This window comes from Aliiroseovarius sp. D2-2 (assembly GCF_055809455.1).
On record NZ_CM147913.1, the window covers coordinates 1546675 to 1572940 of the forward strand.

23 protein-coding genes, 1 other RNA gene and 1 pseudogene are annotated in these 26266 nt (G+C 56.0%); 16 read left to right on the forward strand and 9 right to left on the reverse strand.

Features of this window, described 5'->3' with window-relative positions; all coding sequences use genetic code 11:
* Positions 1-68: 68 nt before the first annotated feature.
* Positions 69-2603: a penicillin-binding protein 1A gene (locus AC0L6A_RS07670; RefSeq protein ID WP_473293256.1), complete on the forward strand. Its 2535-nt coding sequence runs from the start codon at positions 69-71 to the stop codon at positions 2601-2603.
* A gap of 627 nt (positions 2604-3230) precedes the next feature.
* Positions 3231-6119: an Rne/Rng family ribonuclease gene (locus AC0L6A_RS07675; RefSeq protein ID WP_473293258.1), complete on the forward strand. Its 2889-nt coding sequence runs from the start codon at positions 3231-3233 to the stop codon at positions 6117-6119.
* Positions 6120-6170: 51 nt separating this feature from the next.
* Here the strand turns inward: AC0L6A_RS07675 and AC0L6A_RS07680 are convergent, their stop codons facing one another.
* Positions 6171-6407 carry a sulfurtransferase TusA family protein gene (locus AC0L6A_RS07680; RefSeq protein WP_473293419.1) on the reverse strand — a complete coding sequence of 79 codons (237 nt, stop codon included), beginning with the start codon at positions 6405-6407 and terminating at the stop codon, positions 6171-6173.
* 116 nt (positions 6408-6523) lie between these two features.
* Here AC0L6A_RS07680 and AC0L6A_RS07685 point away from each other — a divergent pair, with 116 nt between their 5' ends.
* From AC0L6A_RS07685 to AC0L6A_RS07700, 4 genes and pseudogenes are all read left to right on the forward strand, one after another.
* A complete protein-coding gene (locus AC0L6A_RS07685) occupies positions 6524-7276 on the forward strand; it encodes a cytochrome c biogenesis CcdA family protein (RefSeq protein ID WP_473293260.1) in 753 nt (250 codons plus the stop codon).
* Between the two features lie 81 nt (positions 7277-7357).
* Positions 7358-8603, forward strand: a pseudogene (locus AC0L6A_RS07690) (hypothetical protein).
* 8 nt (positions 8604-8611) lie between these two features.
* Positions 8612-9979: a cytochrome P450 gene (locus AC0L6A_RS07695; protein ID WP_473293262.1), complete on the forward strand. Its 1368-nt coding sequence runs from the start codon at positions 8612-8614 to the stop codon at positions 9977-9979.
* Positions 9969-10355, forward strand: coding sequence for a hypothetical protein (locus AC0L6A_RS07700; protein WP_473293263.1), 387 nt, complete (start codon positions 9969-9971; stop codon positions 10353-10355). Before AC0L6A_RS07695 ends, AC0L6A_RS07700 begins: the two co-directional genes overlap by 11 nt.
* A 12-nt stretch (positions 10356-10367) precedes the next feature.
* Here the strand turns inward: AC0L6A_RS07700 and AC0L6A_RS07705 are convergent, their stop codons facing one another.
* The 7 genes from AC0L6A_RS07705 to ssrA form a co-directional block, all read right to left on the reverse strand.
* Positions 10368-10592 (reverse strand): ribbon-helix-helix domain-containing protein, encoded by a 225-nt coding sequence (locus AC0L6A_RS07705; RefSeq protein ID WP_473293264.1) that lies wholly within the window; start codon positions 10590-10592, stop codon positions 10368-10370.
* Positions 10589-10771 carry a DUF4169 family protein gene (locus AC0L6A_RS07710; RefSeq protein ID WP_473293265.1) on the reverse strand — a complete coding sequence of 61 codons (183 nt, stop codon included), beginning with the start codon at positions 10769-10771 and terminating at the stop codon, positions 10589-10591. The genes AC0L6A_RS07705 and AC0L6A_RS07710 overlap by 4 nt, the downstream gene beginning before the upstream one ends.
* Complete coding sequence (fumC, locus tag AC0L6A_RS07715) at positions 10771-12165, reverse strand: class II fumarate hydratase (RefSeq protein ID WP_473293267.1); 1395 nt, start codon at positions 12163-12165, stop codon at positions 10771-10773. The genes AC0L6A_RS07710 and fumC overlap by 1 nt, the downstream gene beginning before the upstream one ends.
* Before the next feature lie 128 nt (positions 12166-12293).
* Positions 12294-12824 (reverse strand): SspB family protein, encoded by a 531-nt coding sequence (locus tag AC0L6A_RS07720; RefSeq protein WP_473293268.1) that lies wholly within the window; start codon positions 12822-12824, stop codon positions 12294-12296.
* Between the two features lie 68 nt (positions 12825-12892).
* Positions 12893-14143, reverse strand: coding sequence for a chromate efflux transporter (chrA, locus tag AC0L6A_RS07725; protein WP_473293269.1), 1251 nt, complete (start codon positions 14141-14143; stop codon positions 12893-12895).
* Positions 14140-14955, reverse strand: a complete 816-nt coding sequence (locus tag AC0L6A_RS07730) for a chromate resistance protein ChrB domain-containing protein (RefSeq protein ID WP_473293271.1) — start codon at positions 14953-14955, stop codon at positions 14140-14142. The genes chrA and AC0L6A_RS07730 overlap by 4 nt, the downstream gene beginning before the upstream one ends.
* Positions 14956-15097: 142 nt before the next feature.
* Positions 15098-15450: a transfer-messenger RNA gene (gene ssrA / locus AC0L6A_RS07735) on the reverse strand.
* A 30-nt stretch (positions 15451-15480) separates the two neighbouring features.
* On the opposite strand from ssrA, the gene AC0L6A_RS07740 reads away from it, so the two are divergent.
* Complete coding sequence (locus AC0L6A_RS07740) at positions 15481-16347, forward strand: hypothetical protein (protein WP_473293272.1); 867 nt, start codon at positions 15481-15483, stop codon at positions 16345-16347.
* 705 nt (positions 16348-17052) lie between these two features.
* Here the strand turns inward: AC0L6A_RS07740 and AC0L6A_RS07745 are convergent.
* Positions 17053-17772 carry a FadR/GntR family transcriptional regulator gene (locus AC0L6A_RS07745; protein ID WP_473293274.1) on the reverse strand — a complete coding sequence of 240 codons (720 nt, stop codon included), beginning with the start codon at positions 17770-17772 and terminating at the stop codon, positions 17053-17055.
* Between the two features lie 115 nt (positions 17773-17887).
* Here AC0L6A_RS07745 and AC0L6A_RS07750 point away from each other — a divergent pair, with 115 nt between their 5' ends.
* The 9 genes from AC0L6A_RS07750 (at position 17888) to AC0L6A_RS07790 (ending at position 26237) form a co-directional block, all read left to right on the forward strand.
* Complete coding sequence (locus tag AC0L6A_RS07750; RefSeq protein ID WP_473293275.1) at positions 17888-18640, forward strand: DUF2182 domain-containing protein; 753 nt, start codon at positions 17888-17890, stop codon at positions 18638-18640.
* Position 18641: 1 nt separating this feature from the next.
* The gene (locus AC0L6A_RS07755) at positions 18642-19274 is read left to right on the forward strand and encodes a DUF1326 domain-containing protein (protein ID WP_473293276.1); all 633 of its coding nucleotides are present in this window, start codon (positions 18642-18644) and stop codon (positions 19272-19274) included.
* A gap of 32 nt (positions 19275-19306) precedes the next feature.
* Positions 19307-20419 carry a dimethylsulfoniopropionate demethylase gene (locus tag AC0L6A_RS07760; protein WP_473293278.1) on the forward strand — a complete coding sequence of 371 codons (1113 nt, stop codon included), beginning with the start codon at positions 19307-19309 and terminating at the stop codon, positions 20417-20419.
* A gap of 10 nt (positions 20420-20429) precedes the next feature.
* Positions 20430-21422, forward strand: coding sequence for an acryloyl-CoA reductase (gene acuI, locus AC0L6A_RS07765; RefSeq protein WP_473293280.1), 993 nt, complete (start codon positions 20430-20432; stop codon positions 21420-21422).
* On the forward strand, positions 21415-21759 hold the full coding sequence (locus tag AC0L6A_RS07770; protein WP_473293281.1) for a contact-dependent growth inhibition system immunity protein: 345 nt from the start codon (positions 21415-21417) through the stop codon (positions 21757-21759). Before acuI ends, AC0L6A_RS07770 begins: the two co-directional genes overlap by 8 nt.
* A gap of 147 nt (positions 21760-21906) precedes the next feature.
* On the forward strand, positions 21907-23133 hold the full coding sequence (locus AC0L6A_RS07775) for an aminotransferase class V-fold PLP-dependent enzyme (RefSeq protein ID WP_473293282.1): 1227 nt from the start codon (positions 21907-21909) through the stop codon (positions 23131-23133).
* A 178-nt stretch (positions 23134-23311) separates the two neighbouring features.
* Complete coding sequence (locus tag AC0L6A_RS07780) at positions 23312-24520, forward strand: class I SAM-dependent methyltransferase (protein ID WP_473293284.1); 1209 nt, start codon at positions 23312-23314, stop codon at positions 24518-24520.
* A gap of 55 nt (positions 24521-24575) precedes the next feature.
* Positions 24576-25058: a TrgA family protein gene (locus tag AC0L6A_RS07785; RefSeq protein ID WP_473293285.1), complete on the forward strand. Its 483-nt coding sequence runs from the start codon at positions 24576-24578 to the stop codon at positions 25056-25058.
* A gap of 54 nt (positions 25059-25112) precedes the next feature.
* The gene (locus tag AC0L6A_RS07790) at positions 25113-26237 is read left to right on the forward strand and encodes a gamma-glutamylcyclotransferase (protein WP_473293421.1); all 1125 of its coding nucleotides are present in this window, start codon (positions 25113-25115) and stop codon (positions 26235-26237) included.
* Positions 26238-26266: the final 29 nt, after the last annotated feature.

The window sequence follows — 26266 nt, forward strand, 5'->3', positions numbered from 1 at the left end:
TTGGGGGGTTTTGACCCGGCCAGAGCGTCCCTTTATAGGGAGGAGGACTTTCCTTAGGAGCTTCAGGCGTGATTAGATTCGTCCTTGGTATATTTGGTGCCGCCTTCACGGGCATCACCCTTGCGATTTTAATGGCTGCACTTGTTGTGGGTGGCGTTTTCTGGATGTATTCTAGGGACTTGCCTAGTCACGAGCAGTTGGCAAACTATACGCCCGCGACGATCAGCCGGGTTTATTCCGGTGAAGGCCAGCTGATGGATGAATTTGCGCGTGAACGTCGTTTGTTCGCACCGGCGGATGAAATTCCGGATTTGGTGAAGCATGCTTTCATCTCGGCCGAGGATAAAAATTTCTACAATCACGCGGGCTTTGACCCACGCGGCATCGCCGCCGCCGGGATTGAGGCAGCACGCGGAGGTGCTTTGCGTGGGGCGTCGACGATCCCGCAGCAGGTTGTGAAAAACTTCCTGCTCAGCTCAGAACGTTCTGCCGAACGTAAGATCAAAGAGCTGATCTTGTCGGTGCGACTGGAAAACACTCTGTCCAAGGATGATATTCTGGCGCTGTATCTGAACGAGATTTTCTTGGGTCAGAACTCGTACGGCGTGACCGCCGCGGCCCAGACCTATTTCAACAAAACGCTGGATGAATTGGAGCCGCACGAGGCCGCGTATCTGGCGACCCTTCCCAAAAAGCCCGCCCGCCTTCATCCGGTGCGCAACAAAGAAGTTGCCCTTGGACGTCGCGACTATGTGCTGCGTGAGATGTATCAAAACGGCTATTTGGATAAGGCCGTGTACGAAGCCGAAGTCGCATTGCCGCTTCGATCCGTGCAAAACGGTGACTTCGAAGGGTTCCGCACCGCGTTGCCAAACAGGGATTACTTCACGGATGAGATCCGTCGCCAGCTTAGCATCGACTTCGGGGAAGAAGAATTTTTCACCGGCGGTCTGACCATTCGCGCGACAGAGCACCCGCACCTGCAAGAAGTCGCAGCGGCCAGCCTTCGCAATGGGCTTGAGAAGTTTGACAGGAGCCGTGGTGTCTGGCGCCCAACCGGTGTCACGCTACCTGACGGCGCATTGGTGGACGAAGCCAGTTGGCGCGCTGCCTTGGCCGAGACGAAGTTCCCGCGCGATGTGGCAGGGTGGTACCCGGCCGTCGTGCTTGAGCTTGGCGGAAATGATGCCCGTATTGGGATCGAGGGTGTTGACGAAGATGAAGACGGGCATTGGATCCCGGCCAAAGACGTCACCTGGGCACGCCGCTTGAACGAAGATGGAAATCTGGGCCGCAAAGCCCGCGTGGCAGGCGATCTGCTACAGCTGGGCGAAGTCGTGCATGTCCGCCGCATGGTGAAAGATGATGATGGCAGCTTTATCCGCTGGACATTGCGTCAGATTCCGGAAGTGCAGGGCGGTTTTATGGCCATGGACGTGAATACCGGACGTGTTTTGGCGATGCAGGGCGGGTTTAGTTATCAGCACTCGGTCTACAACCGTGCGACACAGGCCCAACGACAGCCGGGATCAAGCTTTAAGCCTTTTGTTTATGCAGCAGCTTTGGACAGCGGGTTCTCACCTGCAACGATTGTGATCGATGCGCCGATTGAAGTCGTTTCCGGGGGCGAGATTTGGCGCCCTAAGAATGCGTCGAACAAGTTTTATGGTCCGACACCTTTGCGGACCGGGATCGAGCAATCGCGAAACCTGATGACGGTGCGTTTGGCACAGGAAATTGGGATGGATACGGTTGCAGGATATGCAGAACGCTTTGGTGTTTACGAACGTATGAACCCCTTCCTTGCAAACGCATTGGGGTCGGAAGAAACCACTCTTTTCAAGATGGTAGCGGCCTATGCGATGTTTGCAAATGGTGGCGAACGGGTTGAGCCGACATTGGTCGACCGCGTGCAAGACCGATGGGGGAAAACCGTTTACCGCCACGATCGCCGTGACTGTGTGAACTGTGATGATCCTGTGCTGACATCCGGTGCAGAGCCCACGATCGACAGCAATCGCGAGCGTGTGATGGATGCGATCACAGCTTATCAGCTGACGTCGATGATGCGGGGCGTTGTTCAGCGTGGTACAGCCAGCCGGACTGTGAACCTGCCGGTTCCAACCGCCGGTAAAACTGGAACGACAAACGACGGACGTGACGTTTGGTTTGTTGGCTTCACCTCAAACATCGTGGCGGGTTGCTACATTGGTTATGATCGTCCGCGCACGATGCCCGGTGCGTCGGGTGGCGGGATGTGTGGCCCGGTGTTCAATCGCTTCATGAAGGAAGCCATCAAAGAACTGGGCGGCGGAGACTTCAAAGTGCCAAAAGGCGGGCATTTCATTAAGATCGACCGTTTCTCTGGTGCGCGCTTGCCCAATAATGCAAGTGGCGATCACGTGGTGGCAGAATACTTCCGTGACGGTGAGGAACCGTTGTTCGGTGTCATGTTCGATGGTGGTTTTGCGATGGGGGCTAACCTTCCGTTGTTCGATAACGCTTCAGAGAACTCTGCAAAGGTTAAAACCTCGACAGGTAAAACCGTTGTGGTGCCTGGGAAAGCTGATTTTGGCTCGCTTTCCTCGGGCGGGCTCTATTAAAGCGTTTCGGTTTTAAGCCAGGTACTGGGATAAACCGAAGCGCCCCAGCCTAGAAAAACAACCTGAAATAGAGTGATTTGTCGCCGCTATACATTGGCCGGTAGGAAAAACTTCTGCAGTGAAAAGCATTTTGCCCATTGTCATTTCATGGGTGCAGCACTTATGTTCAGGAAACGGAGGCGTAAGTTGAAACACGCCCCGTTCAGAGAGTTTCGCTGTCATGGCGACGGATGCCGGTACTGAAAAGCCGCAGACCACATCATGACAGGTTAAAAGCGCTTCGGGACGCAGCCGCAAGACGGACTGGCCGCCGAAGCCGGAAATTGATGACCCGGCAGTAGGTTTTATCAAACTTGCCCCGGTGTCGGTTGATGCGCCCACTCTTTGCGCTGCAAAGGGGGGTAAATAAATGGGTTTCGCACGAACCGCCGGTTTGACCGGAGAGGATAGGCGAGGCCGGAGAAAAAACGCGATGATGCGTGTGAGGACAGAGCAAGTAAACAGAAAGGGGCAAATGCCCCTCGATCTGTTGTCTCATCCCCCGCATCTGCTCGCCCTTACAAGTCACCTCTATCACGTTGCGCGTCCTCCGGGACGGGTGCGGCGATCCGGGTGCAGAAAGACACAATGGCAAAGAAGATGCTTATCGACGCCACCCACGCCGAGGAAACTCGGGTTGTGGTGGTTGACGGAAACAAGGTCGAGGAATTTGACTTTGAATCTGAGAACAAACGCCAACTAGCAGGCAATATTTATCTGGCAAAAGTCACACGGGTTGAGCCTTCGCTTCAAGCCGCGTTCGTAGACTATGGCGGAAATCGCCATGGGTTCTTGGCCTTCTCGGAAATTCACCCGGACTACTATCAAATCCCGGTGGCTGATCGTGAAGCGCTTTTGGAAGAAGAGCGCGCCTATGCGGAAGCATTGGCCGCCGAGGAAGACAAGCCCAAAACACGTCGTCGCCGTCGTTCGCGGTCCCGCTCTAAGGCCGAAGAGACCAAGTCGGATGATGCCGTCGCGACCAAAGAGATCGATCAAGCCACCAGTGGGATGGACGTGATTGATCTGGACGATGCTGGATCAGATGAAACCGAGGGCCATTCGCCCATGGATCTGGTGGCTGAAACCCCAGTTGAAGAGCCCGCGGATGAAAACTTGGCCGATGCTGAAGCCGCGCCCGCCGAGGATGCAGGCAAAGCTGAAGCAGGTGAAGATGCTGGTGAAGAAGCCCCTGCAAAGGACGCCAAGTCAGACGCTGAAGCGACATCTTCCGAGAATGATGACGACAGTGATGACGACGAAGACGCACCACTGGAAGCGTCCGAGAAGGACGACCAGATCGAACGCGTTGCAGATGACGATTCCAACGAGGACATCCGTCCGCGTCGCAAGCCGCGTCCCAAGCGTTATAAGATCCAAGAAGTGGTCAAAGTGCGCCAGATCCTTCTGGTACAGGTCGTAAAAGAAGAACGTGGCAACAAGGGCGCTGCCCTGACCACATACCTGTCTTTGGCGGGTCGTTACTGCGTATTGATGCCCAACACCGCACGTGGTGGTGGGATCAGCCGCAAGATCACCAACGCCGCCGACCGCAAAAAGCTGAAAGAAATCGCAACCGAGATTGATGTCCCTAACGGGGCAGGGCTGATCGTGCGGACTGCTGGTGCCAAGCGTACCAAGACCGAGATCAAGCGCGACTATGAATATTTACAGCGCCTGTGGGAGCAGATCCGCGAGCTGACGCTGGAATCCATCGCTCCGGCCAAGATTTATGAAGAAGGCAACCTGATCAAACGCACCATCCGCGATCTGTATTCGCGTGAAATCGATGAAGTGTTTGTTGAAGGCGAAGCCGGTTATCGCGTGGCCAAGGACTTCATGAAGATGATCATGCCGTCCCACGCTAAGAACGTGAAGCACTATACAGATGCCATGCCGCTTTTTGCGCGCTATCAGGTCGAAAGCTATCTGTCGGGAATGTTTAACCCGACGGTGCAGTTGAAATCTGGCGGGTACATCGTGATCGGCGTGACGGAAGCCCTTGTGGCGATCGACGTGAACTCGGGTCGGGCCACCAAAGAAGGCTCGATCGAGGATACCGCGACGAAGACCAACCTTGAGGCCGCTGAAGAAGTGGCACGTCAGTTGCGTCTGCGCGACCTTGCCGGTCTGATCGTGATCGATTTCATCGATATGGATGAACGTCGCAACAACAACGCCGTTGAAAAGCGGATGAAAGACAAGCTCAAGACCGACCGGGCCCGCATTCAGGTGGGCCGTATCTCGGGCTTCGGCTTGATGGAAATGTCGCGTCAGCGTCTGCGTCCTGGCATGATCGAGGCAACGACCCAGCCTTGTAACCATTGCCACGGTACTGGTCTTATCCGCTCGGATGACAACCTTGCTTTGAACATCCTGCGTCAGCTGGAAGAAGAGGGCGTGCGCCGTCGTTCACGCGAGGTTCTGGTGAAGGCCCCTGTGGGTATCGTAAACTTCCTGATGAACAACAAACGCGAGCATATCGCGCAGATCGAGGCACGCTATGGCATGTCGGTTCGGATCGAAGCTGATCCTTTCCTGATCTCACCAGATTACACGATCGAGAAGTTCAAGACCGCCACGCGTGTGGTGCCAGAAGCGGCCCCCGTTGTGTCTGTTGATGCGTCAATCATGGCTGACATCGATGATGTGGAAGACGCGGAAGTGATCGCGGAAGACAGCGCGGATGAAGTGCCGGCAGCTGCTGAGGGCGAAGATAAGCCCAAGAAGCGCCGTCGTCGCCGTCGTCGTCGTCGGGGTCGCGGCGGGGATGAGCAGCAAGATGCTGAGCAGTCCGAGAACGGAGAGGCTGAACAGGCCGCTTCGGAAGGGGATGCGAAAGCTGATGATGCTTCTGAAGCTGATGAAGCACCTAAGGATGCTGCCGAAGAAGCTACGGAAGAAAAGCCCAAGCGCAAACGCGCCACGCGGTCTCGCAAGAAGAAGACCGACGAGGTTGCAGCTGATGCTGAGGGTGCAGACGCAGTAGCGACCGAGGCCGTAGAGGCCGAAGCCCCTGCCGAGGACGAGAAGCCCAAGAAGCCTGTGCGTAAGCGTCGGACTTCCAAGGCGAAGGCCGAGGAAGAGGCAAAAGCAGCTGAGGCTGAGGCATCTGAAGAAGCTAAGCCTGAAGCGTCGGACGAGGCGACCGAAGAAAAGCCCAAGCGTAAGCGTGCAAGCCGTGCGAAGAAGCCCAAGGTGGAAGAGGCCTCAGAAGCTCCTGCCGAAGCCCCAGAGGCTACTGCGGAAGAAGAAAAGCCTAAGAAACCTGCGCGCAAACGCGCTCCGCGCAAGAAGGCCGAACCCGTTGCAGCCGAGGCCGAAAGTGCCCCGGCTGAAGCGCCCAAAGCCAACCCTGCGCCAGTTGCTGAACCAGTCGCAGCCGTCGCGGTTGCCGAGCCTGCTCCGGCAGCAGAGGTGAAGTCAGATGAGCCGCCAAAGCCGAAGCGTAAAGGGTGGTGGTCGCTGAACCGCTAATCTGACAGCAAGCAAAAACAAAAGCCGGGCAACATGCCCGGCTTTTTTCGTTTAACCGTGTTTGATGAAATAAAAGGTCACGCCATCCGGGGCGGATTGATCATCCTGCCCCACAAGCTCGTGTCCTTGTTCAGCACAGAAATGCGGGACATCAATCACAGCAGCCGGATCGGTTGCCTGAAGCCTAAGGACTTGACCCTTCTCAAGCGATTTCAGCCGCTTGCGTGCCTTCAACACGGGCAGGGGGCATAAAAGCCCAATCGCATCTAGATCGTCATCATAGGTCATAATGTTCAATAGTATCTGCGCATTGCCCTGTCCATCCTTGGTCACATCGCAACTTGTCGCGTAGATGTGACAACGCAGCAGGTGACGTCGCCTGAAACCCGCGCTATGTGGAAGATATGTTTGGAATAGAACTCATCGACGCAAGCCTTGCGCCTGCCCTGATCATCGCCTTTATCGCGGGGGTTTTAAGCTTTCTAAGCCCCTGTGTTTTGCCGATCGTGCCACCTTATCTGGCCTATATGTCCGGGATCAGCATGTCTGAAATGAACGAACGTGGCGCGGGTCGCGGCAAAGTGCTGTTGGCCGCCATGTTCTTTGTGCTGGGACTGTCGACGGTCTTTTTGTTTCTGGGCTTCGCGGCATCCGCCTTCGGGGCAGTGTTTTTGCAAAACCAATCCCTATTTGCGGGAATTGCAGGCGTGGTTGTCATGGTGTTCGGGGCGCATTTCCTGGGCGTGATCTCGATCCCGTTTCTGAACCGCGAAGCGCGACTGGATGCTGGCGATCAAGGTGGCAGCGCGTTTGGGGCGTATCTTCTTGGATTGGCATTCGCTTTCGGGTGGACACCCTGCATCGGGCCGCAGTTGGGCGCGATCCTGGCGTTGGCTGCGGGTGAAGGATCTGTCGCGCGCGGCACGGCGTTGCTGGCCGTATATGCGATTGGGTTGGGCATTCCCTTCCTGTTGTTTGCTGCGTTCTTCTCGCGTCTGGGCGGGCTTATGGCGTTCATGAAACGCAACATGGAGCGGATCGAGCGCATCATGGGGTTGCTTTTGTGGACCATCGGTCTTCTGATGCTGACGGGCGGCTTTTCCCGTTTCTCTTACTGGCTGTTAGAGATGTTTCCGGCCATCGCGACGCTGGGTTAAGCACGGGTGCAAAATCTGTCCGCTGGGGGTTATTTCCCTGACCAATCCGGTCTAACCTGACAAAAAGTACAGGCCGGGCAGATGACCAATTACGCCGACAGCACAATCAACGTACGTCGCCGCCGGGTGTTCTACATTCCGGGCTATGACCCCATTCCTCCGCGCCGTTATCGTGAACTTTATCGTTCGGAAGGGGCCGCGCAGGCAGAGATATCAGGTTACGAGATAGATTTGATTGGCCGCCAAGGCACCGCCACATATGGCTGGCAGGTCCTTGGCCGCATTGATGGGAATGAGACTGAAGCCGAATTTGATGTGTTGGTCTGGTCCGACATCGTGCGCAGCAGCATGGAGCGCAATATCCCACAGACTTATCTGATGATGTTGCGCACGGCTTGGAATCTATATCAGCACTGGCACACTTCGACGCTTGATGTGGCTTCGTAAGGGCCCCGTGATTGCTGCGCTTTATCCCGTGGTTGCCCTGATCTTGCAGTTGCTGTTGGCGGTTGTTGTCGGGCTGATCATTGGGGGGCTAGTGCAATGGGCGATTGGTGGGGTCTCTCCGCTTCTTGGCCGCATTTTGGGTTGGGTTACAACGCTGGCTGTTATAGCTGCCCTTCTGATCTGGTTTCGCAAAGTCGACAACAAGCTGTTCATTTACTACCTGATGCATGACTACAGCTATTCCGCCGCAACCAAAGGTGCGAACCCGCCGGAGCTTGAGGCGCGCATGGCGGAGTTTGGCAACCAGATTGCCACGGCCCTTGCGACCGACGTGGACGAGGTTTTGGTGGTCGGACACAGCTCTGGCGCACATCTTGGGGTGTCGATCCTGTCCGACCTTCTGGTGCAGGGCAGGGTGCCCGCGTCGGGGCCTCAACTGAACTTCCTGACCCTTGGACAGGTGGTACCAATGGTCAGTTTCCTACCCAAAGCCGGACGGCTTCGGCGGGATTTGAACCGGCTGTCACAACAAGATCAAATTGCGTGGGTTGATGTGACCGCGCCGGGGGATGGCTGTGCTTTTGCATTGTGTGATCCCGTGACGGTATCTGGGGCTGCCCCGGACAAGGGCAAGCGCTGGCCGCTTGTGTTTTCGGCTGCGTTTAGTCAGACGCTGTCGCCCAAACGCTGGGCGCAGCTGCGTTGGCGCTTTTTCAGGCTGCATTTCCAATACCTCTGCGCTTTCGACCAACCCAGAGATTATGACTACTTTCAGATCACAGCGGGCCCGCAAACCTTGCGCGATCGGTATCGCGACCGGGCCCCATCGAAAAGCCGCATAGACGTCAGCGCGTCGAAATACACATCTCTGGTGCCATGACGGATCCTATGCCCCCCAAACCACCCTCGCGACCGGGTCGCGTGTCGCTGTGGCGCTATGCGAAGCTTTTTCGCAAGGACATCCTGTCGGCCCAGCCGGCGCGGCTTTATCATGCATGGATGGCAGAGTTTCGCACGCCGTTCTTCCGAAGCTATATGTGTAATGATCCCGAGCTGATCGACCTGGTTCTGAAACAACGCCCTGATGACTTCCCAAAATCTGACCGTATCCGCGAAGGGCTGGCCCCGCTGCTTAGAAACTCGGTTTTTGTCACCAATGGTGAGGTTTGGAAACGCCAACGTCGCATCATCGATCCGGCCTTTGAAGGCGGTCGGCTGCGTGAAGTCTTTCCTGCCATGTGGGATGCAGCAAACGCCGTCGTCGCGCGCCTTGCTACGCATGCAGACGGAAACCCGGTTGAGATCGAAAGCCACACCAGCCATGCGGCGGCCGACGTGATTTTCCGCACGCTTTTCTCGATCCCTATCGAGCACGAGGTCGCAGGCCGAGTGTTTGAAGAGTTCAAAGACCATCAACGCACTCAGCCCGTTCTGAACTTGGGTGCATTCTTGCCTTTGCCAAAGTGGTTTCCCCGCTTTCACAAGCGTGACACCAAACGCACCGCCAAGGTGATCCGTGAACTGATTGAACAGCTGACACAGGATCGTATGCGCGCCATCCAAGACGGGGATGCTCCGGATGATCTGGCCACCAAGATCATGACCACGCCGGATCCGGAAACGGGTGTGTGTTTCGACACGGATGAGATGGTGGATCAGGTGGCCATCTTCTTCTTGGCAGGTCACGAAACAAGTGCGTCTTCACTGGCTTGGGCGCTCTATCTTTTGGCGCTTTATCCCGACTGGCAGGATCGTGTTGCTACAGAGGCACTTGCCGAGATTGACCCCGAGAAAGTCTATTTCTCGGTCATGTCAAAGCTGCGCGTCTCGCGCGATGTGTTTCGTGAAACGATGCGGCTCTATCCACCAGTGCCCATGATGGTGCGCGAAGCGCAATGCCCTGAACACTTTCGGGCACGCGACGTCCCTGCAGGTAGCCAGATCGTTCTAAGCCCATGGCACCTGCATCGCCATGAACGCCTGTGGGACAACCCTGATGGATTTGATCCTGATCGGTTTCAAACGCAGAACGGCAAGGAATGCTTGCGCAACGCCTACATTCCCTTTTCGGCAGGGCAAAGGGTTTGTCCAGGGTCCGGTTTTGCCATGATCGAAGGCCCGTTGATCCTGTCCATGCTGGTGCGATCTTACCGGTTTGAACTGGTGAAAACCCGGCCTGCGATGCCTGTGGCGCATCTGACCGTGCGTGGAAAAGATGGAATTTGGCTGACCATTACCCCACGGAATGTCGATTAAATCGACTGAAAATCAAAAGCTTGCAAGGTTGCCAAGCTTTTTGGTGACAGAAGCGCTGCTTTTCCCCGTTTACCGAAACGTCAACTTGTCCAATATGTATTCAATCAGGGGAAACACATTGGGGAATGTGATGATGCCTATAGCTGCCAATCTAACTGCTCCAAAAAGGGGGGGGTACCGTATGTCGCTTCCTGCATGGCGTATTTTCGGCGTACGCGCTGACGATGCCGAAAACCAAGAGAATTTGTCGAGAGAAGAACTGGAAGGTCTCTTCCAAGATGTCCTGCAACAAGGGCAAGATGCCGAAGAGCTTTCACCGCGTGAACTGCGCGAACGGCATCGTGCTGCTCGCATTCGTGCGGCACTGCGGAACTAAGACACGTAACGCTTAGGTGCCTTTTGGGTTCTGGGTGTATTCCAGAACGTAGACCCGGATGGCCGATGCCAGACCACGGTCAACGCCGCGTTCATTGTCAATTTCTGCAGCCAAAGCATTCAGCGGAAGGCCGCGTGCTTTTGCGATGTCTTGAAAAACTTTCCAGAACTCGGGTTCCAGAGAGACGGACGTGCGGTGTCCGTGAAGAGTAAGTGAGTGTTTTTCGGGCCTGCTCATTTTTCTTGATCCAACTCGTGACCATCAACATGAGACCTGGCACGTGACGCGTCAGCATTCTCGGCCTTCACTTGTGCCTTGGTGCGCCCGTATTTCAGAGCGTTTTGGTCAGCACGGGCCTTTTTGTCGGCCCGCGCTTTTTCTTTTCGATACCGGTTCAGGTTGACCGGCTTTTCCATCAGTCCTTAGGGCCGATCATCTGTTCTGGACGCACAACCTCGTCAAAGGTCTTGTCGTCCACGAAACCAAGCGCGATGGCTTCTTCCTTCAGGGTGGTGCCGTTCTTGTGGGCGGTCTTGGCCACTTTGGTCGCGTTGTCGTACCCGATGGTGGGGGCCAGAGCGGTGACCAGCATCAGGCTTTCTTTCATCAGTTTGTCGATGCGCGGCTCATTGGCTTGGATGCCGTTCAACATACGCTCGGTGAAGCTGTCTGTCGCGTCGCCCAGAAGTTGGATCGACTGCAGCAGGTTGTAGCTCATCATCGGGTTATAGACGTTGAGTTCAAAGTGACCTTGCGAGCCCGCAAAACTCATCGCGGCGTTGTTGCCCATCACGTGGGCGGCGACCTGTGTCAGCGCCTCGGCCTGCGTGGGGTTCACTTTGCCCGGCATGATCGATGATCCCGGCTCGTTTTCCGGCAAGATCAGCTCGCCCAGACCCGAACGGGGACCGGAGCCCAAGAAACGGATGTCGTTGGCAATTTTATAGCAAGAGCCTGCAACTGTGGCCAAGGCGCCCGACATAAAGACCATAGCATCATGGGCAGCAAGCGCTTCGAACTTGTTCGGCGCTGTCACGAAGGGCAGGTCGGTGATGCGGGCCATGTTGGCCGCAACGGTTTCGCCCCAGCCTTTCTTGGTGTTCAGCCCGGTGCCAACAGCGGTGCCGCCTTGCGCCAGTTCATAGATGCCGGGCAGGGCCAGCTTCACACGTTCAATGCCTTGGCGGACCATGTGGGCATAGCCCGAGAATTCCTGACCCAGTGTCAGCGGAGTCGCGTCCTGAGTATGGGTGCGGCCGATCTTGATGATGTCTTTGAACTCTTCTTCTTTGGCTTCAAGGCCTTTCAGAAGCTTCTCAAGTCCGGGCAGCAGCACGTCACGCACCATCATGGCGGTGGCAATGTGCATCGCAGTCGGGAAGGTGTCGTTCGAAGATTGACCCATGTTGCAGTGATCATTCGGGTGCACTGGGTCTTTCGAGCCAATCACGCCGCCCATGATTTCAATCGCACGATTGGCGATCACTTCGTTCGAGTTCATGTTCGACTGCGTGCCAGAACCGGTCTGCCAGACAACCAGCGGGAAGTTGTCGTCGAACTTGCCCGCAACCACTTCGCTTGCGGCTTGAATGACGGCATCCGCGATTTTCGGGTCCATGTCACCGGCGGCCTTGTTGGCCTCGGCACATGCTTGCTTGATCACACCCAGCGCGCGCACGATGGCGACGGGCTGTTTTTCCCAGCCAATTGGGAAGTTCATCAGAGAGCGCTGCGTTTGCGCGCCCCAATACTTGTCGGCGGGAACCTCAAGTGGGCCAAAGCTGTCGGATTCGGTGCGGGTCTGGGTCATGTCTTTGCGCCTTTGTCAAAAATACCGCGTTCTTCATAGCGAACTGGGCGCAAAGTTCAATGCTGTATACCGTGGGATACCGCTAACGTTGGTGGGAAACTTTGAGTTATCGTACCAGTCGATCGTGCTTACTTGCGGAAGCTGTCCAAGCTGACGATTTCGGCGTCTTGATGCTCTTCCTCTACATTTTCCGCGAATGCCGCCTCGGCCTCGTCATGCTCGGGATCGGAAACCGGCTGCTCTTCTTCGGGCAGTAGATCGTCGTCACCAGCCAAATGCAGATCAGGGTGGTGTTCTTCCTGCATTTCGAACCGCAGACCAAATTCGACGGATGGATCCACAAAGGTGCGAATGGCATCATATGGAACGTAGAGTGTTTCCGGCTGGTCGCCAAAGTTCAGGGTAACGGAAAAGCCATCTTCGCGCACATCGAGGTTATCAAACCAATGCTGTAAAACGATGGTCATATCGTCTGGAAAACGGTCAAGCATCCAGTCCGCAATCTCGACATCCTCGTGATTTGTGTCGAAATTAATGAAGAAATGGTGCTGCCCCGGAAGTCCATCGCGCGCCACATCGTCAAGCAATTTGCGGATCAGACCACGCATGGCGTCATGCATCAGATTTCCATAGTCGATCTGGTCGGAATTGTCTGACATGGGACGGGACCTCCTGCGGTTTGGATCAGAATAGGCGCAGTGCGTTTAGAAGGGAAGATATGAAGTGATCAACCGAACAGAAGATTGCTGCTTAATCCGGCCAGTGCCATCAGTAACAGGGTAAGCGGAAGCGAAAGGCGGGTCAGCAGCAGGGCTGAGATTGCGCATAGAACGACGGCGGTCAGATCAACGGATGACAGGACGGGACGCAATCCGGGCAACCCATCCCAGATAGGGCGTGTTTGTGAAAAGAACACCGTGATTGCGAACCACAACATCAGGTTGGCGATAACCCCGACGATGGCGGCGGTGATGGCGCGCAGGGCGGCGTCCAATCTGGGTTGGCTGGTCAGCCATTCCACATGGGGCGCTGCTGTGAATATCCAAAGAAAGCAAGGGACAAAGGTGGCCCAGAGTGTCATGAGGCCCGCGGAAAGGGCCAGCCCGACACCTGCCAGATTATACCCCGCCATGAACCCGACGAATTGCGTGACAAGGATCAATGGACCTGGCGTGGTTTCTGCCAGTCCCAGCCCGTCAACCATCTGGCCCGCACTGATCCATCCTTCGGATTCCACGGCCGCCTGCGCCATATAGGCAAGGACCGCGTATGCTCCCCCAAAGCTGACGACCGCAAGTTTCGAGAAGAAAAGCCCGATCTCGACCAGAAAATCCGCGCCGAGCAAATAGGCAAGAGCAATCGGTGCAAACCACAATGCGCTCCACGTTGCGATGGTTGCTGCGGTGTTGCTGGCGGGCCGTTTGGGGCGTGGGTCATGGGGCGCATGACCTGATGCGCGCATTGCTCCGAATAGGGCGGCGGTGATGATCACAAGCGGGAAGGGAAGACCAAACAGGTATAAGGCGCTGAAGGCCGCGATAGCGATAAGCCAATGCAGCGGTCGTTTCAGTGTTTTTCTACCCAATTTCAAAAGGGCCTGGATGACGACGACGACCACAGTGGCTTTGATGCCAAGAAACAACGCCTCAACCGCAGGGATGCCCCCCCAAAGCGCGTATGCCAGCACCAAGGCAAACATCACAGCGGCACCCGGCAAGACGAACAGAAGCCCCGCGATCAGTCCTCCGATCACGCCTCGTAAGCGCCAGCCTGAATAGGTGCAAAGCTGCATCGCCTCTGGCCCCGGAAGCAGCATGCAGAAGGACAGGGCGCGCAGGAATTGATCCTCGCTCATCCACGGGCGGTCTTCCACCAGCTCTTTGTGCATGACCGCGATCTGCGCAGCCGGCCCGCCAAAGGACATCAGGCCAATGCGGGTGAATACTCGGGTCAGGTCGGACAAGTTGGGAGGTGTCATTTTGCGCCCCGGTTGTCAGGCCAGTCGTGGGTTTCGTCTGCGCCATCGCGCGCCCAACGATAGAGCGCATCATAAAAGGGAAGCGCGGCGTCCAGCTGTTCTGAATCGTTTTTGTATTGGCGCGATAGCCCGACCGAAAGCGCCAGTAGCCCCGCAGCCTCGGGTACATCAGCAAGCCTGTTGGTATCCGCCGCGCGCACGACATTTGCCAAACGGGATAGGGCAGGGGTGGCCAGCGCGAACTCTTCAATCATCGTGTCAAAGCTGCACTTTGGTCCGCGATGGGACCAAAACGTGCCCTCGATATCGAATGGGGTCGCGTCATAACGGGCAGCCACATCAAGCACTTGCGCAGGCGGCACAAACAGGAATCGCGCGGACGGGTCGACAAACCGGCGGATCAGCCACGGGCAGGCGATCCGGTCGATCTTGGGGCGGTGACGGGTGACCCAAAGCGTTGCCCCGTTCTGTTTGGGCGGGATCGACGCGGCAGGCACACGCGGCAGTTTGGCATCGCGCCACGCATAGTTGCCGCCCGCCAGAACCTCGGCGTTCAGCCCGGCGTCTCGCAGCATTGCCGCAGCGCCATGGCTAAGCTTGCCACCTTTCTGGCAGATCGTGACGACCGTGCGCCCAGTCAGGCCGGGCAGAAGGGTCATTATGTCAGTATGCTTGTGGCGGACAGCACCGGGCACCAGAAACGGGTCGGCGTCAAAGTCATCGTCAATCGAGACGTCAATCAAGATCGGCCCATCGGGCGTTCCGATCAGACGCATCAGTTTTGCTGGTGAAATTTCGGTAAATGCAGGCATGGCTGGGCATCCTTCAAACAAGTTTGGTGATGGATGCGAACCTTGAGCCGTGGCCTCACGGGGTGGTCACGCGAACCCCATAGGCAAGTTGTGCCAGACCCAAGGGGCAGGGGTCAAGGTCTTGAAGCGCAGATGAAATGGAAGTGCAGGCTTCTGTTGCCAGGTGCCTGCGAACCCCGCCAAACGCTGCTAGGCGTAAGGACTTAGTTTCGGCGACCCGAACTGCTTACGCAGCCAGAGCCATTGCCGGAGCTTTGTTGTCATTTGCAACTAGCTTAAATGTACCGATAACGGTGGTAACTCACCGAAACAAAGCTAACCCCTTTAGACGTCCGTCGATCCTATTTCGTCCCCATGATCCCCAAATGAAGGATGTTTGGTGGAGACGCCGGGTACCGCCCCCGGGTCCGATCCGCTTATTGCGAGCGCGTTTATGTCCATAGTCCCCGAAGGGACATTGCATATATAGGCTCGGGTAGGTTAATTGAAAAGGGTAGTAAGAAAAAATTCGATTATAGGTAAAATATGATTTCTGCAGGCTTTTCCCTATTTTTTTCAGGGATTTCTGAGATTTTTCGGAACTTTAGAAAAACATTGATGATTTGCGTTCCTTGGGTCGTCCTGCTGGGGGGGCTTGTTTGGTACGCAGAGGGCAATACGCCGATCTGGGCCATCGCCACATGGATTGTAAGCTGGTTGGTTTTACCTGGCGTGGCCGTGCCGTGGCATAGATATATGCTGGCCGAAAATCTGGACCCCTTTCGACAAAACGCCCAGGCGTCGGTGTACTCCACCTATCTTATTAAATGGTTCCTCTTGTCACTGATCACCAGTGTCGTTCTACTTATGACGTTTTTTGTCTTCAGCAGCATTGTTGCAATGGCATTGGGTGGAGCCAACGGATTGGGGCAAGCAAGCCAAGCAATCAGTGATGATCCATTCAGTTCCGAGAACCAAACAGTAACCCTTGGATTGATCATGGCAGGTGCTTTGTCGATCTACATCACGGTCTATCTGGCGCATCGACTTGGTTATGTTTTGCCCCATGTTGCAGTCAGCGAAAGCAGCACCGGGTTCTTCGACGCTTTGATGAAAACGGGGCCTATCGCCGGCCCGTTGGTTGTTGTGTCGTTTTTGGTCACCCTGGCCATCCTCGTTGCGATGATAATAGCCAACATTCCAGTATTCATCTTTTGGGGGCGCGACATTCCCGAGACATTGGGACCGGTGCCTTTTTCCTTGGCACTGTCGATGTACCAAGCCTTTGTGTTTGTTTTGCAGGTGCTCGTTGGGGCTTCCATACAGACAGAAATCTTCCGTGTCGCAGATGGCATCGCGGAAGAAGAGCGGCAAGCCTATATTGCGCCAACCAAAGTGACCTACCGCAGGTAAGGGGTTCTGGTTCGGGCTTTCTATCGTTTCGTCTTCTTTAAAGTCGCAAACCTTTTTTGATGTGGGTTGCTTTATACGTGAGCGTTTATGTCCGTATACCCCGAGGGGACATTGCATATGTAAGGACTTGAAGAGGGATTGCGTCCACGATGGCCTCTTGATCTGTTCTTTACCACCAATTTGGGCGGATTTCCCCACAGTTTGAAATTACATCTAGACGGGTATCCATGCTCCCATCTGGTAGGGAGTATTCGCTGTATACCCAATATCGAGCGCGCCCTTTTTGTCGGGGCATTGATGGGATCTCGAGTTCCGGTCTCCAGACTTTGTGATCCTCGCGGACCACGCTACAACAATCCGAGTTCAAGGAAATGAACTCATCGAAATTGGATAGCACAACTGCGCTTTCTCCAAGTCGCTGATTTACTAACTGCCAATCGACTTTCGACCGATAAGATCGAAAGGCATTGCGCTGCGAAAGGGAAACTAGCTCTTCATCAGAAAGTCTCCGCAGTTCTTTAAGGCAAACTCCGTTGTAGTTTGCCACGTCGTGTCCGAGAACCGCGATTAGCACCAATCCGATAAGCGCTGCTGTTTCTTTGAATATCATTGGCTCTAAACCGTTCTACAGGTTTGATTGATTTGAGCATTCGGGAGCTGCATATCAAAATAACGTGGGTCAAAACCCTTTGTGATCTGATGTTTTTACCGTTCCGACGCTCTGCGTCTCCCCAACTCGACCGTATACTCCGCTAGCTCCGTCAGTGTTTTCTCAGCCCCAGCTCCATCCTGCCCCTCAATCGCATCCGCAAGCCGCGTATGCAGCCCAACGATCCGATCCCGATCCCTCTGCGTGTAGGTGATCATGTTCATCAGGGGCTGCATCGCCTCAACCGCGCCAGCCAGCTGATACGATAGCACCGGGTTTCCAGCCCCATCCACCAATGCCCGGTGGAAGGCCACGTCCGAGGCGCAGAAGGCTTCGTCCGTCAGGCCGGGCTGGCCTTGGCGATGGATCTCGGCGCGCATGGTGGCAAGATGATCTGCGGTGCGGCGTTGGGCTGACAGGGGCGCGCAGGAACGTTCCAGCGCGTATCGCGCCTCGCAGGCGGTCTCAAAGTCGACCTCGTTCATCGATAGAAGCAGGGTCGAGGTTGTGATCTGCTGGCCATACGCTTCTTCAAACGACATCCGGTTCACAAACGCCCCGCCAGAGGCCCCGCGCTGGGTGCGGATCAGGTTTTGGGCGGCCAAGCGTTTCAGCGCCTCACGCACCGTCGATCGCCCGACGCCAAACTTGTCACAAAGTTCTGCCTCGGACGGCAGGCGTTGATCCACGATCAGATCGCCGGAAATGATCGCGTCGCGGATCGCCTCGGCGATCTGTGTTGACAGGTCCTGAGTTTCGTCCAGATCCGTTTTCACGCTGCGTCACTCCCCAATTGTCAGACATTTACTTGCCCAAACGGCAATTGTCAGACATTATCATTCCGACTCGCAAATTGGAGGCAACATGACCCTTTCGTCAAGGATTCGCACGATGAGCGCGCCGCATTGGCTGGCGCTCTTTGGCTTGATCCTTGTGGGGTGGGTGATGCTTTATGCGATGGCTTTGCCGCCGGACGCCTTGGAAATGTCGCGGATTTATGGCGCGGACTTTTGGCGCTCGCTTTGCGTGGTCGAGCCTGACAAGGCAGGGTTTCTGGGGCTTTTTGCCATGTGGGCCGTGATGTCCGCCGCAATGATGGCCCCAACCGCGCTTCCCACCTTTGCCACCTATGACGATCTGATTGCCTCGGGCGCGGGGAGCAAACGCGGGTTTCTTGAGCTGATCGCGGGCTATCTGGTGATCTGGTTGGGTTTTGCCGCGATCGCCGCCGCTGGGCAACTGGTGCTTTTCCGGGCGGGGCTGTTGTCGCCGCTTGGCCAAAGCGTCTCGCCGTGGCTGACCGGGATGCTGTTGATTGGGGCAGGGGCCTATCAGTTCTCATCCCTTAAGGACAGCTGCCTGAACCAATGCCGTCAGCCGATGGCATTCTTTATGCAATACTGGCGTGAAACACGCTGGAACGACGCAGCCCTTGGCCTGCGCTTGGGCGCAATTTGCCTTGGCTGCTGCTGGGCGCTGATGCTTTTGGGCTTTGTGGGTGGGGTTATGAACCTCGCCTTCATGGGGCTCGCCACACTCATCATGATTTTTGAAAAACTGCCGGAACTTGGCCGCTTTCTGACCCGCCCCTTGGGCTGGGCCCTGATTGCGGGTGGGGCTTTGGCACTTGTCCAGGGAGGATAACATGGACGGATCGCAAATAGGTCAGGTCGAATGGGCCATCAAAGGGGAACTCATCCTCAACTGTAACTGCACGGTCTTTTGCCCCTGCGTGGTCAGCCTTGGCGACCACCCCCCGACCGAGGGCTACTGTATGGGTTGGGCGGGCATCCGCATTGACGAAGGCAACTACGGCGGCGAGGACCTGTCGGGTCTGAACGTCGGACTTTTGCTGGAAATTCCCGGCCGAATGGGGCGTGGCAACTGGAAAGCGGCTGCTTACATCGACGACCGCGCCAATGATGCTGCATTCGAAGCTTTGTGCCACATCTTCACCGGGGCGGCCAAAGGCACCACCGGTCTGTTCAAAATGCTGGTCAGCGAATTCCTTGGTGCCGAACGCGCGCCCGTGACGTTCGAGACTGAAGGCAACAAACGCCGCCTGATCGTCGGCAAAGCCATCAAGGGCGAGGTTGAACCAGTACCAGGTAAAGGCGGCGCCGATCAGGTGATCACCAACACCAACTACTGGATGGGCCCGGACATCACCGTCGCCAAAGCCAATGTGGCCAAAGTGCGGGCGTTTGGCCGTGTTTGGGATTTCGACGGCAAGTCCGCTGAAATCTGCCAAATCGATTGGAAAGGCCCCGGTCGCTAACGCGGCCGGAGGACCCCACGGGAGCGCGACCCATGGCCTTGATATCTCCGTCCCGCCGCTTGCGGCGTACCCCTTTCTCTGCGGGCGTCGAAGCCGCAGGCGTAAAGGGCTACACGGTATACAACCACATGCTTCTACCGACCGTTTTTCGGTCGGTGGAAGAAGATTACCGCCATCTGAAAGACGCCGTTCAGATCTGGGACGTGTCGTGCGAACGACAGGTTGAAGTACGCGGCCCTGATGCTGGTCGTTTGATGCAGATGCTCACCCCGCGTGACCTGTCGAAAATGCAGGACGGTCAGTGTTTCTATGTCCCCATGGTTGATGAGACCGGTGGGATGTTGAATGACCCTGTTGCTGTCAGGCTGGATGAAAACCGCTATTGGATTTCAATCGCGGACAGTGATCTGCTGTTTTGGGTGAAAGGGCTGGTCTACGGCTTCCGTTTGGATGTTCTGGTGGACGAACCCGACGTGTCACCACTGGCCATTCAAGGACCCAAGGCAGATGATCTTGCCGCTGCGGTCTTTGGCGATGCTGTGCGTGACATCAGATTTTTCCGGTACAAGAAGCTGGAGTTTCAGGGGCGTAGCCTTGTGGTTGCGCGCTCTGGCTACTCCAAGCAAGGCGGGTTCGAGATCTACGTCGACGGCAGTGACATCGCCATGCCGCTTTGGAATGCCTTGATGGAAGCTGGCAAAGACATGGATGTTCATGCCGGTTGCCCGAATGGCATTGAACGGGTCGAAGGCGGACTGCTGAGCTATGGAAATGACATGACCCGCGACAACACTCCGCATGAGGCTGGGCTGGGACGTTTTTGTTCCACGCAAAGCGCACTGGGCTGTGTCGGACGTGATGCGCTGTTGCGTGTGGCCAAGGAAGGCCCAGTGCAACAGGTGCGCGCGATTGAGATCCACACGGCAGACGGGCGTGCAGTTCCTCCTTGTGATCGGGCTTGGCCGCTTATGGTTGGGGATCAACAGGTGGGGCAAGTGACCTCGGCCGCGAATTCCCCTGATTTTAACACCGGTGTCGCGATCGGCATGGTGCGCATGACCCATTGGGCCACGGGCACCGAGCTTGATGTGCTGACGCCAGACGGGCCGCGTGCGGCGACCGTTTATGACACTTTCTGGATTTGAGGAGACGACGATGTTTAAAGCACTGGTAATGGAACAAAACGACGAGGGGCTTGCGTCTGCGGCGATCAAAGAGATCGGTGAAGACGCGCTGCCCGAAGGCAATGTGACTGTTGCGGTCGAGTATTCGACAGTGAACTACAAAGACGGGCTGTGCCTGTCGGCCAAAGGCGGCGGGCTTGTGCGCAACTATCCCCACGTGCCGGGGATCGATTATGCCGGCACGGTCGAGGCATCGGACGACGACCGCTACAAGCCCGGTGACAAGGTCGTGTTGACCGGCTGGCGCGTGGGCGAGGCGACATGGGGCGGATACGCCCAGAAAGCGCGTATCTCAGCGGACAAGTTGGTGCCCTTACCGGATGGCCTGACAACGCGTCAAGCAATGGCCGTGGGCACAGCGGGCTTCACCTCGATGCTGGCCGTCATGGCGCTGGAAGATCACGGTTTGAAGCCGGGGCAAGGTCCAGTGCTGGTCACCGGGGCTGCAGGTGGTGTTGGCTCGGTCGCCACGGCCATTCTTGCGAACCTTGGCTATGAGGTGGCTGCCGTCACAGGTCGCCCTGATCAGGCGGATTATCTGAAATCACTGGGCGCAACCACCATCGTCGCAAGGGAAGAGCTGAACGAGACCACGAAACGTCCTTTGGAAGCCGAAACATGGGCTGGATGTGTAGACGCTGTGGGCGGCGATATGCTGGCGCGCGTGTTGGGGCAGATGAAATACGGGGCATCGGTCTCTGCCGTGGGGCTTGCCGGTGGCGCTGGGCTTCCTGCCACAGTCATCCCGTTCCTTCTGCGCGGTGTGAACCTTCTGGGCATCGATAGCGTCATGCAGCCTTATGACAACCGCGTGCGGGCTTGGCAGCGCATCGCCAAAGACCTGCCGATGGACAAGCTTGAGGCGATGATCACGCCTGCGACACTGCAAGACCTTCCCGGACTTGGGGCTGATATCCTAAAAGGGGGTGTCAAAGGTCGTGTCGTGGTGGATGTGAATGCCTAAGAAAGAAGAGGGACGCTCAACAGCGTCCCTCGCCAACAAGACGCTGGAAGAGATTGACGGGCAGCACTGGGGAACGCCGTGCTGCGCGTCATATCTTGAGGCGACCTGTGCGTCGCTGCGTAAGAAACCCCTTGGGCAGTTTACCACCGAAGACCTGCGCATCATGATCGCGCAGGATATCGGCGCCGACGAGTTGAAGCCCTTCGCGCTTGATGTGCTTCGCAGCGATCCAATGGCCGAAGGGGATTACCACCCCGGTGACCTGTTGGACGCTGCGTACAAACGCTGGCCGGATGATCCAGAGCTATCTGACCTTCATCACACCCATCGCAGCTAAAGCATTTGCTTGACCGCTTCGCCCGTGCATTGCACAAAAAGATGTCCCGCCCCGCCGGGGCTGTCAGCACCTGCTGACTGGCTGGAAGACCTGCCAGATCAGGGGGCTGTTTCGAATCCCCCTCAACGCAAGCTGAAGGAGCCAACCATGGCAGAACTGGACATCAACTGGGTGCGCGCGCAGTTTCCGGCATTTTCGGAACCCGCGCTACAAGGGCAGGCGTTTTTTGAGAACGCAGGCGGATCTTATACGTGTGCCCAAGTGATCAATCGACTGAACCGTTATTACACGCAGCGCAAAGTTCAGCCTTATGGCCCCTATGACGCATCCCGTCTGGCGGGCGAGGAAATGGACGAAGCCCGGACGCGTCTGGCCGCAATGATGGGGGTTGAAACGGACGAGCTGTCCTTCGGACCCTCAACCACGCAAAATACCTATGTTTTGGCGCAAGCTTTCCGTCAGTATCTGCCCAAAGGGTCGGCCATTGTCGTAACCAATCAAGATCACGAGGCAAATTCCGGCCCGTGGCGACGGCTTGCGGATGAAGGTATTGAAGTCCGTGAGTGGCAGATTGATCCTGATACAGGCCATTTGGATATTGCTTCACTGGACAAATTGCTAGCCGACGGGAAGGTGAAACTCGTCTGCTTCCCCCATTGCTCAAACGTGGTGGGCGAGATCAATGACGTCGCTGCGATTTGCGCAAAAGCACGGGCCGCCGGGGCATTTACCTGCGTAGACGGGGTCAGCTATGCCCCACATGGGTTTGTGAATGTCGACACTTTAGGTTCTGATATATATATGTTTTCTGCCTACAAGACCTATGGTCCGCATCAGGGAATTATGGTGATCCGCCGCGCGCTGGGCGAAGCGCTTCCCAATCAGGGGCACTATTTCAACGCGGACAGCCTTTACAAACGTTTCACGCCAGCGGGACCGGATCATGCTCAGATCGCAGCTTCGGCCGGCATGGCGGATTACATGGAGGCGCTGGCCAAACATCACGGGATCACTGGCAATGCGGCCCAATTGGCAGCTGGGGCGCATGATCTGATGCGCGCCCATGAGGTCAAGCTTTTGCAGCCTTTGCTGGATTATGTGTCTGCCAAAAACTCGGTGCGTTTGATCGGTCCGGACCAAGCTGCGCAAAGGGCACCGACTGTGGCTTTGGTGTCCGAACATGCCGGGGGTGAACTGGCAGAGCAGCTGGCACCTTTGGGGATCATGACGGGCGGTGGTGATTTCTATGCCGTCCGCGCGCTTGAAGCGCAGGGCGTTGATCCGAACCACGGCGTTTTGCGTGTCAGCTTCACGCACTATACCTCGGCAGATGAAGTCACAAAGCTGATGGAGGCGATGGATCAGGTGCTCTGATCCGCAATCCAATTACAGCCTTTTTGCTGCGGTGGGACGTTGGTTTCACCGCAGCAGCCCCCTTCAGAATACTGCATCTGCAAAGCGGTTTTCCGCAGCTGCAAAGCTGCCATCTTGCCAGCGCGGCCTAGGTCGACATAGCCTTTCATCAGATATGAACGTGTTTCTGGGGGGCGACATGATCCTTACTGACACAATAAATCAAGATGACCTGCCACGCTATTTCACACAGGTTTTTGCTGTTGCGAAACGCATGAACAAAGGACGTTTGGACTTTGTGATGCCTGATGGGCGTCGCTTTCGCGCGGAAGGTCCAGAGCCGGGATATGTGGCAGAGCTTCATGTCCACGATCCAGATGTGTTTTCGCGTCTGATCCGGGAAGGCGATCTTGGATTTTGCGATGCCTACATAGAAGGCGACTGGACGACACCTGACCTTCAAACCTTTCTGGACCTTGTTCAGGACGACAATGACATGGTCTATGACGGCTTTCCTGGTCAGATTTTCCTGCGCGCCTATGAGCGTCTGCGTCATGTTATGCGAGCAAATACAAAGAAACAGGCCAAGAAAAACATCTCGCATCACTACGATCTTGGGAACGATTTTTATGGGATGTGGCTTGATGATACGATGACGTATTCCTCGGCCTTGTTCCGCACCGGGCAGGAAAGCCTTGAGAGGGCACAGGAAGAAAAATACGCCTCGATGATTGATGAAATGGGTGTTGGCCCCGGCGACCATGTGCTTGAGATCGGATGCGGCTGGGGTGGTTTCGCCGAACACGCAGCGCGAAAAGGAATCCGGGTCACGGGCCTGACCATCAGTCAGGAGCAACATGATTTCGCGGTTGAGCGTCTGCGACGCGCAGGTCTGTCTGATTTGGTCGAGATCAAGCTTCAGGACTATCGCGACGAAACCGGGCAATATGATGGGATCGCTTCGATTGAGATGTTCGAAGCTGTCGGCGAGAAATACTGGCCTACGTATTTTGAGACCGTGAAGTCATGCCTGAAACCGGGGGCGAAAGCCACGCTTCAGATCATTACCATTGCCGAACGTCGTTTTGCGGCCTATCGTAAGGGCGTTGATTTCATACAGAAATATATATTTCCCGGTGGGATGCTGCCGTCGAAATCTGTTTTGCAGGACGAGGTGGCGCGCGCAGGACTGGATACACGGAATCAGATAACATTCGGTGAAAGTTACTCGGTCACGTTGCGGCGCTGGTTTGAACGCTTCAATGGAAGTTGGGGGCGGATCGCAACCATGGGCTTTGATGACAGGTTTCGGCGGATGTGGAATTTCTATCTAACGTCCTGCGCGGCCGCGTTTCATTCAGGCAGCTGTGATGTGGTACAATTGACCGTAGCGCGGCGTAATGGATAAACCTGCTAGAATATTGTATTTTTCGTCATAATATGGCCATAAGCGGCTCGTAACGATGAACGAACCAATAGCACAGCCCGAAAGGCCCGAGAAGCACATGCCCACAGCCGCAAAACTGGTTTCCGCTATCATATTGGCTGTTATCGGATGGCTGTGTGCCGAAATGGTTAAGCCCCTTATGCCAGAAGGTCAGGACCTGTCATACCTGTCGCCAACTTGTGCAGCGGTGGGGTTATTTGTTGGGTGGTTTTACCTTGGGCCGCGGGCTGACAAAGATCTTGGCTCGATCGGTGCGAATGCTGGCACAACCATTTTCGTGCAAGTCTTTGGCACGCTTTTCGTTTTTGCCTTTTCCGAGATGCTCAGTAACTCATTGCGCAACCGCTATGATGGTCCGATTCAGGCGCTTCAGGACATTTTCGCTATTGGGTACGAGATGATATTGGAATTCACGACCGCCGAAATCGCCGCCACTGCTATTCTCGGGGGGTTTATTGCGGCAACATGTGCATTTTACGCCGCCCGAAAATGGGGGTAGAGCGTTAGCACGCCAATTGCTGGCACTACGCGAAAAGGGATTGTCGTGACGTCCATGTTTTTCTACGGCACTTTGTGCCATCGCCCACTGTTGCAAATAGTTCTTGGTCCGGACAGTGTCAGCACCATTCATGCTGCGAAACTTCAGGGTCACCGTGTGAATTGGGTTAAAAATCAACCCTTTCCCATGATTGCTTCAAGCGAATATCCAGGTGACGTCAACGGACTTTTAGTGGAAAACTTGTCGGACGATGATGTCGCCCGGTTGAACTTCTATGAAGGCGGATTTGACTATGCGCTGAAGGACGTCTCGGTCAAGATCGACGGTGGTGCAAGGTCAGTTACGACGCAGGTTTACTTCCCAGCACCCGGATTGTGGACCCCGGTCGCGCCTTGGAACCTGGCAGACTGGGAACAGCAGTATGGCGAAATGACGGTTGAGGCCGCGAAAGAGGTCATGGGTTTGTTCGGCACGGTATCGCCTGAGGTGATCGCGCAACGCTTTTCAATGATCCGTACCCGTGCATCCAGCCGTGTGCGCGCCCGCTCTGAACCAGTGCCTGCAACTTTAAGGGCGGATTACGGACCGCAGGACATTGAAGTTCACGATCGTCGCCGTCCCTATGCCAATCACTTCACCATGGAAGAGCGAGAGCTCTCCTTCCGTAAGTACTCGGGCGAAATGAGCAACATCGTTGATCGTGCGGCCTTCGTCGGCGGAGATGCCGTCATTGTGCTGCCATACGATCCAGTGCGCGACCGCGTATTGGTGATCGAGCAATTCCGTATGGGTCCGCATATTCGCGGCGATGTGCGTCCTTGGTTACTGGAACCCATTGCGGGGCGCATTGACGGTGGCGAAACACCCGAGGACAGCGCGCGCAGGGAAGCGATGGAAGAAGCGCGCCTGGCCTTGGATCGCCTTATCCCGTTGACTGCGCATTACCCCAGTCCCGGTGCCAGCACCGAATACTTCTATCCCTTCATCGCGTTGTGCGATTTGTCAGATGTTGCCGGGGGGATTGCCGGTGTTGAAAGTGAATCCGAGGACATCCGCAGCCACGTCATTTCGTTTGAGCATTTGATGGAACTTATCACCTCGGGCGAGGCCAATTGCGGCCCGCTGATACTTGCTGCTTACTGGTTGGCTGCAAATCGACAGGGTTTGCGCACGCATTAGTGAAGCTCAGCCCTTGAACCACCTATGTC

What these genes read in the sequence shown, in the direction of transcription:
- AC0L6A_RS07675 (WP_473293258.1), top strand. Translation starts at nt 3,231, where the DNA reads ATGGCAAAGAAGATGCTTATCGACGCCACCCACGCCGAGGAAACTCGG.
- AC0L6A_RS07680 (WP_473293419.1), bottom strand. Translation starts at nt 6,407, where the DNA reads ATGACCTATGATGACGATCTAGATGCGATTGGGCTTTTATGCCCCCTG.
- AC0L6A_RS07685 (WP_473293260.1), top strand. Translation starts at nt 6,524, where the DNA reads ATGTTTGGAATAGAACTCATCGACGCAAGCCTTGCGCCTGCCCTGATC.
- AC0L6A_RS07695 (WP_473293262.1), top strand. Translation starts at nt 8,612, where the DNA reads ATGCCCCCCAAACCACCCTCGCGACCGGGTCGCGTGTCGCTGTGGCGC.
- AC0L6A_RS07700 (WP_473293263.1), top strand. Translation starts at nt 9,969, where the DNA reads ATGTCGATTAAATCGACTGAAAATCAAAAGCTTGCAAGGTTGCCAAGC.
- AC0L6A_RS07705 (WP_473293264.1), bottom strand. Translation starts at nt 10,592, where the DNA reads ATGAGCAGGCCCGAAAAACACTCACTTACTCTTCACGGACACCGCACG.
- AC0L6A_RS07710 (WP_473293265.1), bottom strand. Translation starts at nt 10,771, where the DNA reads ATGGAAAAGCCGGTCAACCTGAACCGGTATCGAAAAGAAAAAGCGCGG.
- fumC (WP_473293267.1), bottom strand. Translation starts at nt 12,165, where the DNA reads ATGACCCAGACCCGCACCGAATCCGACAGCTTTGGCCCACTTGAGGTT.
- AC0L6A_RS07720 (WP_473293268.1), bottom strand. Translation starts at nt 12,824, where the DNA reads ATGTCAGACAATTCCGACCAGATCGACTATGGAAATCTGATGCATGAC.
- chrA (WP_473293269.1), bottom strand. Translation starts at nt 14,143, where the DNA reads ATGACACCTCCCAACTTGTCCGACCTGACCCGAGTATTCACCCGCATT.
- AC0L6A_RS07730 (WP_473293271.1), bottom strand. Translation starts at nt 14,955, where the DNA reads ATGCCTGCATTTACCGAAATTTCACCAGCAAAACTGATGCGTCTGATC.
- AC0L6A_RS07740 (WP_473293272.1), top strand. Translation starts at nt 15,481, where the DNA reads ATGATTTCTGCAGGCTTTTCCCTATTTTTTTCAGGGATTTCTGAGATT.
- AC0L6A_RS07750 (WP_473293275.1), top strand. Translation starts at nt 17,888, where the DNA reads ATGAGCGCGCCGCATTGGCTGGCGCTCTTTGGCTTGATCCTTGTGGGG.
- AC0L6A_RS07755 (WP_473293276.1), top strand. Translation starts at nt 18,642, where the DNA reads ATGGACGGATCGCAAATAGGTCAGGTCGAATGGGCCATCAAAGGGGAA.
- AC0L6A_RS07760 (WP_473293278.1), top strand. Translation starts at nt 19,307, where the DNA reads ATGGCCTTGATATCTCCGTCCCGCCGCTTGCGGCGTACCCCTTTCTCT.
- acuI (WP_473293280.1), top strand. Translation starts at nt 20,430, where the DNA reads ATGTTTAAAGCACTGGTAATGGAACAAAACGACGAGGGGCTTGCGTCT.
- AC0L6A_RS07770 (WP_473293281.1), top strand. Translation starts at nt 21,415, where the DNA reads ATGCCTAAGAAAGAAGAGGGACGCTCAACAGCGTCCCTCGCCAACAAG.
- AC0L6A_RS07775 (WP_473293282.1), top strand. Translation starts at nt 21,907, where the DNA reads ATGGCAGAACTGGACATCAACTGGGTGCGCGCGCAGTTTCCGGCATTT.
- AC0L6A_RS07780 (WP_473293284.1), top strand. Translation starts at nt 23,312, where the DNA reads ATGATCCTTACTGACACAATAAATCAAGATGACCTGCCACGCTATTTC.
- AC0L6A_RS07785 (WP_473293285.1), top strand. Translation starts at nt 24,576, where the DNA reads ATGAACGAACCAATAGCACAGCCCGAAAGGCCCGAGAAGCACATGCCC.
- AC0L6A_RS07790 (WP_473293421.1), top strand. Translation starts at nt 25,113, where the DNA reads ATGTTTTTCTACGGCACTTTGTGCCATCGCCCACTGTTGCAAATAGTT.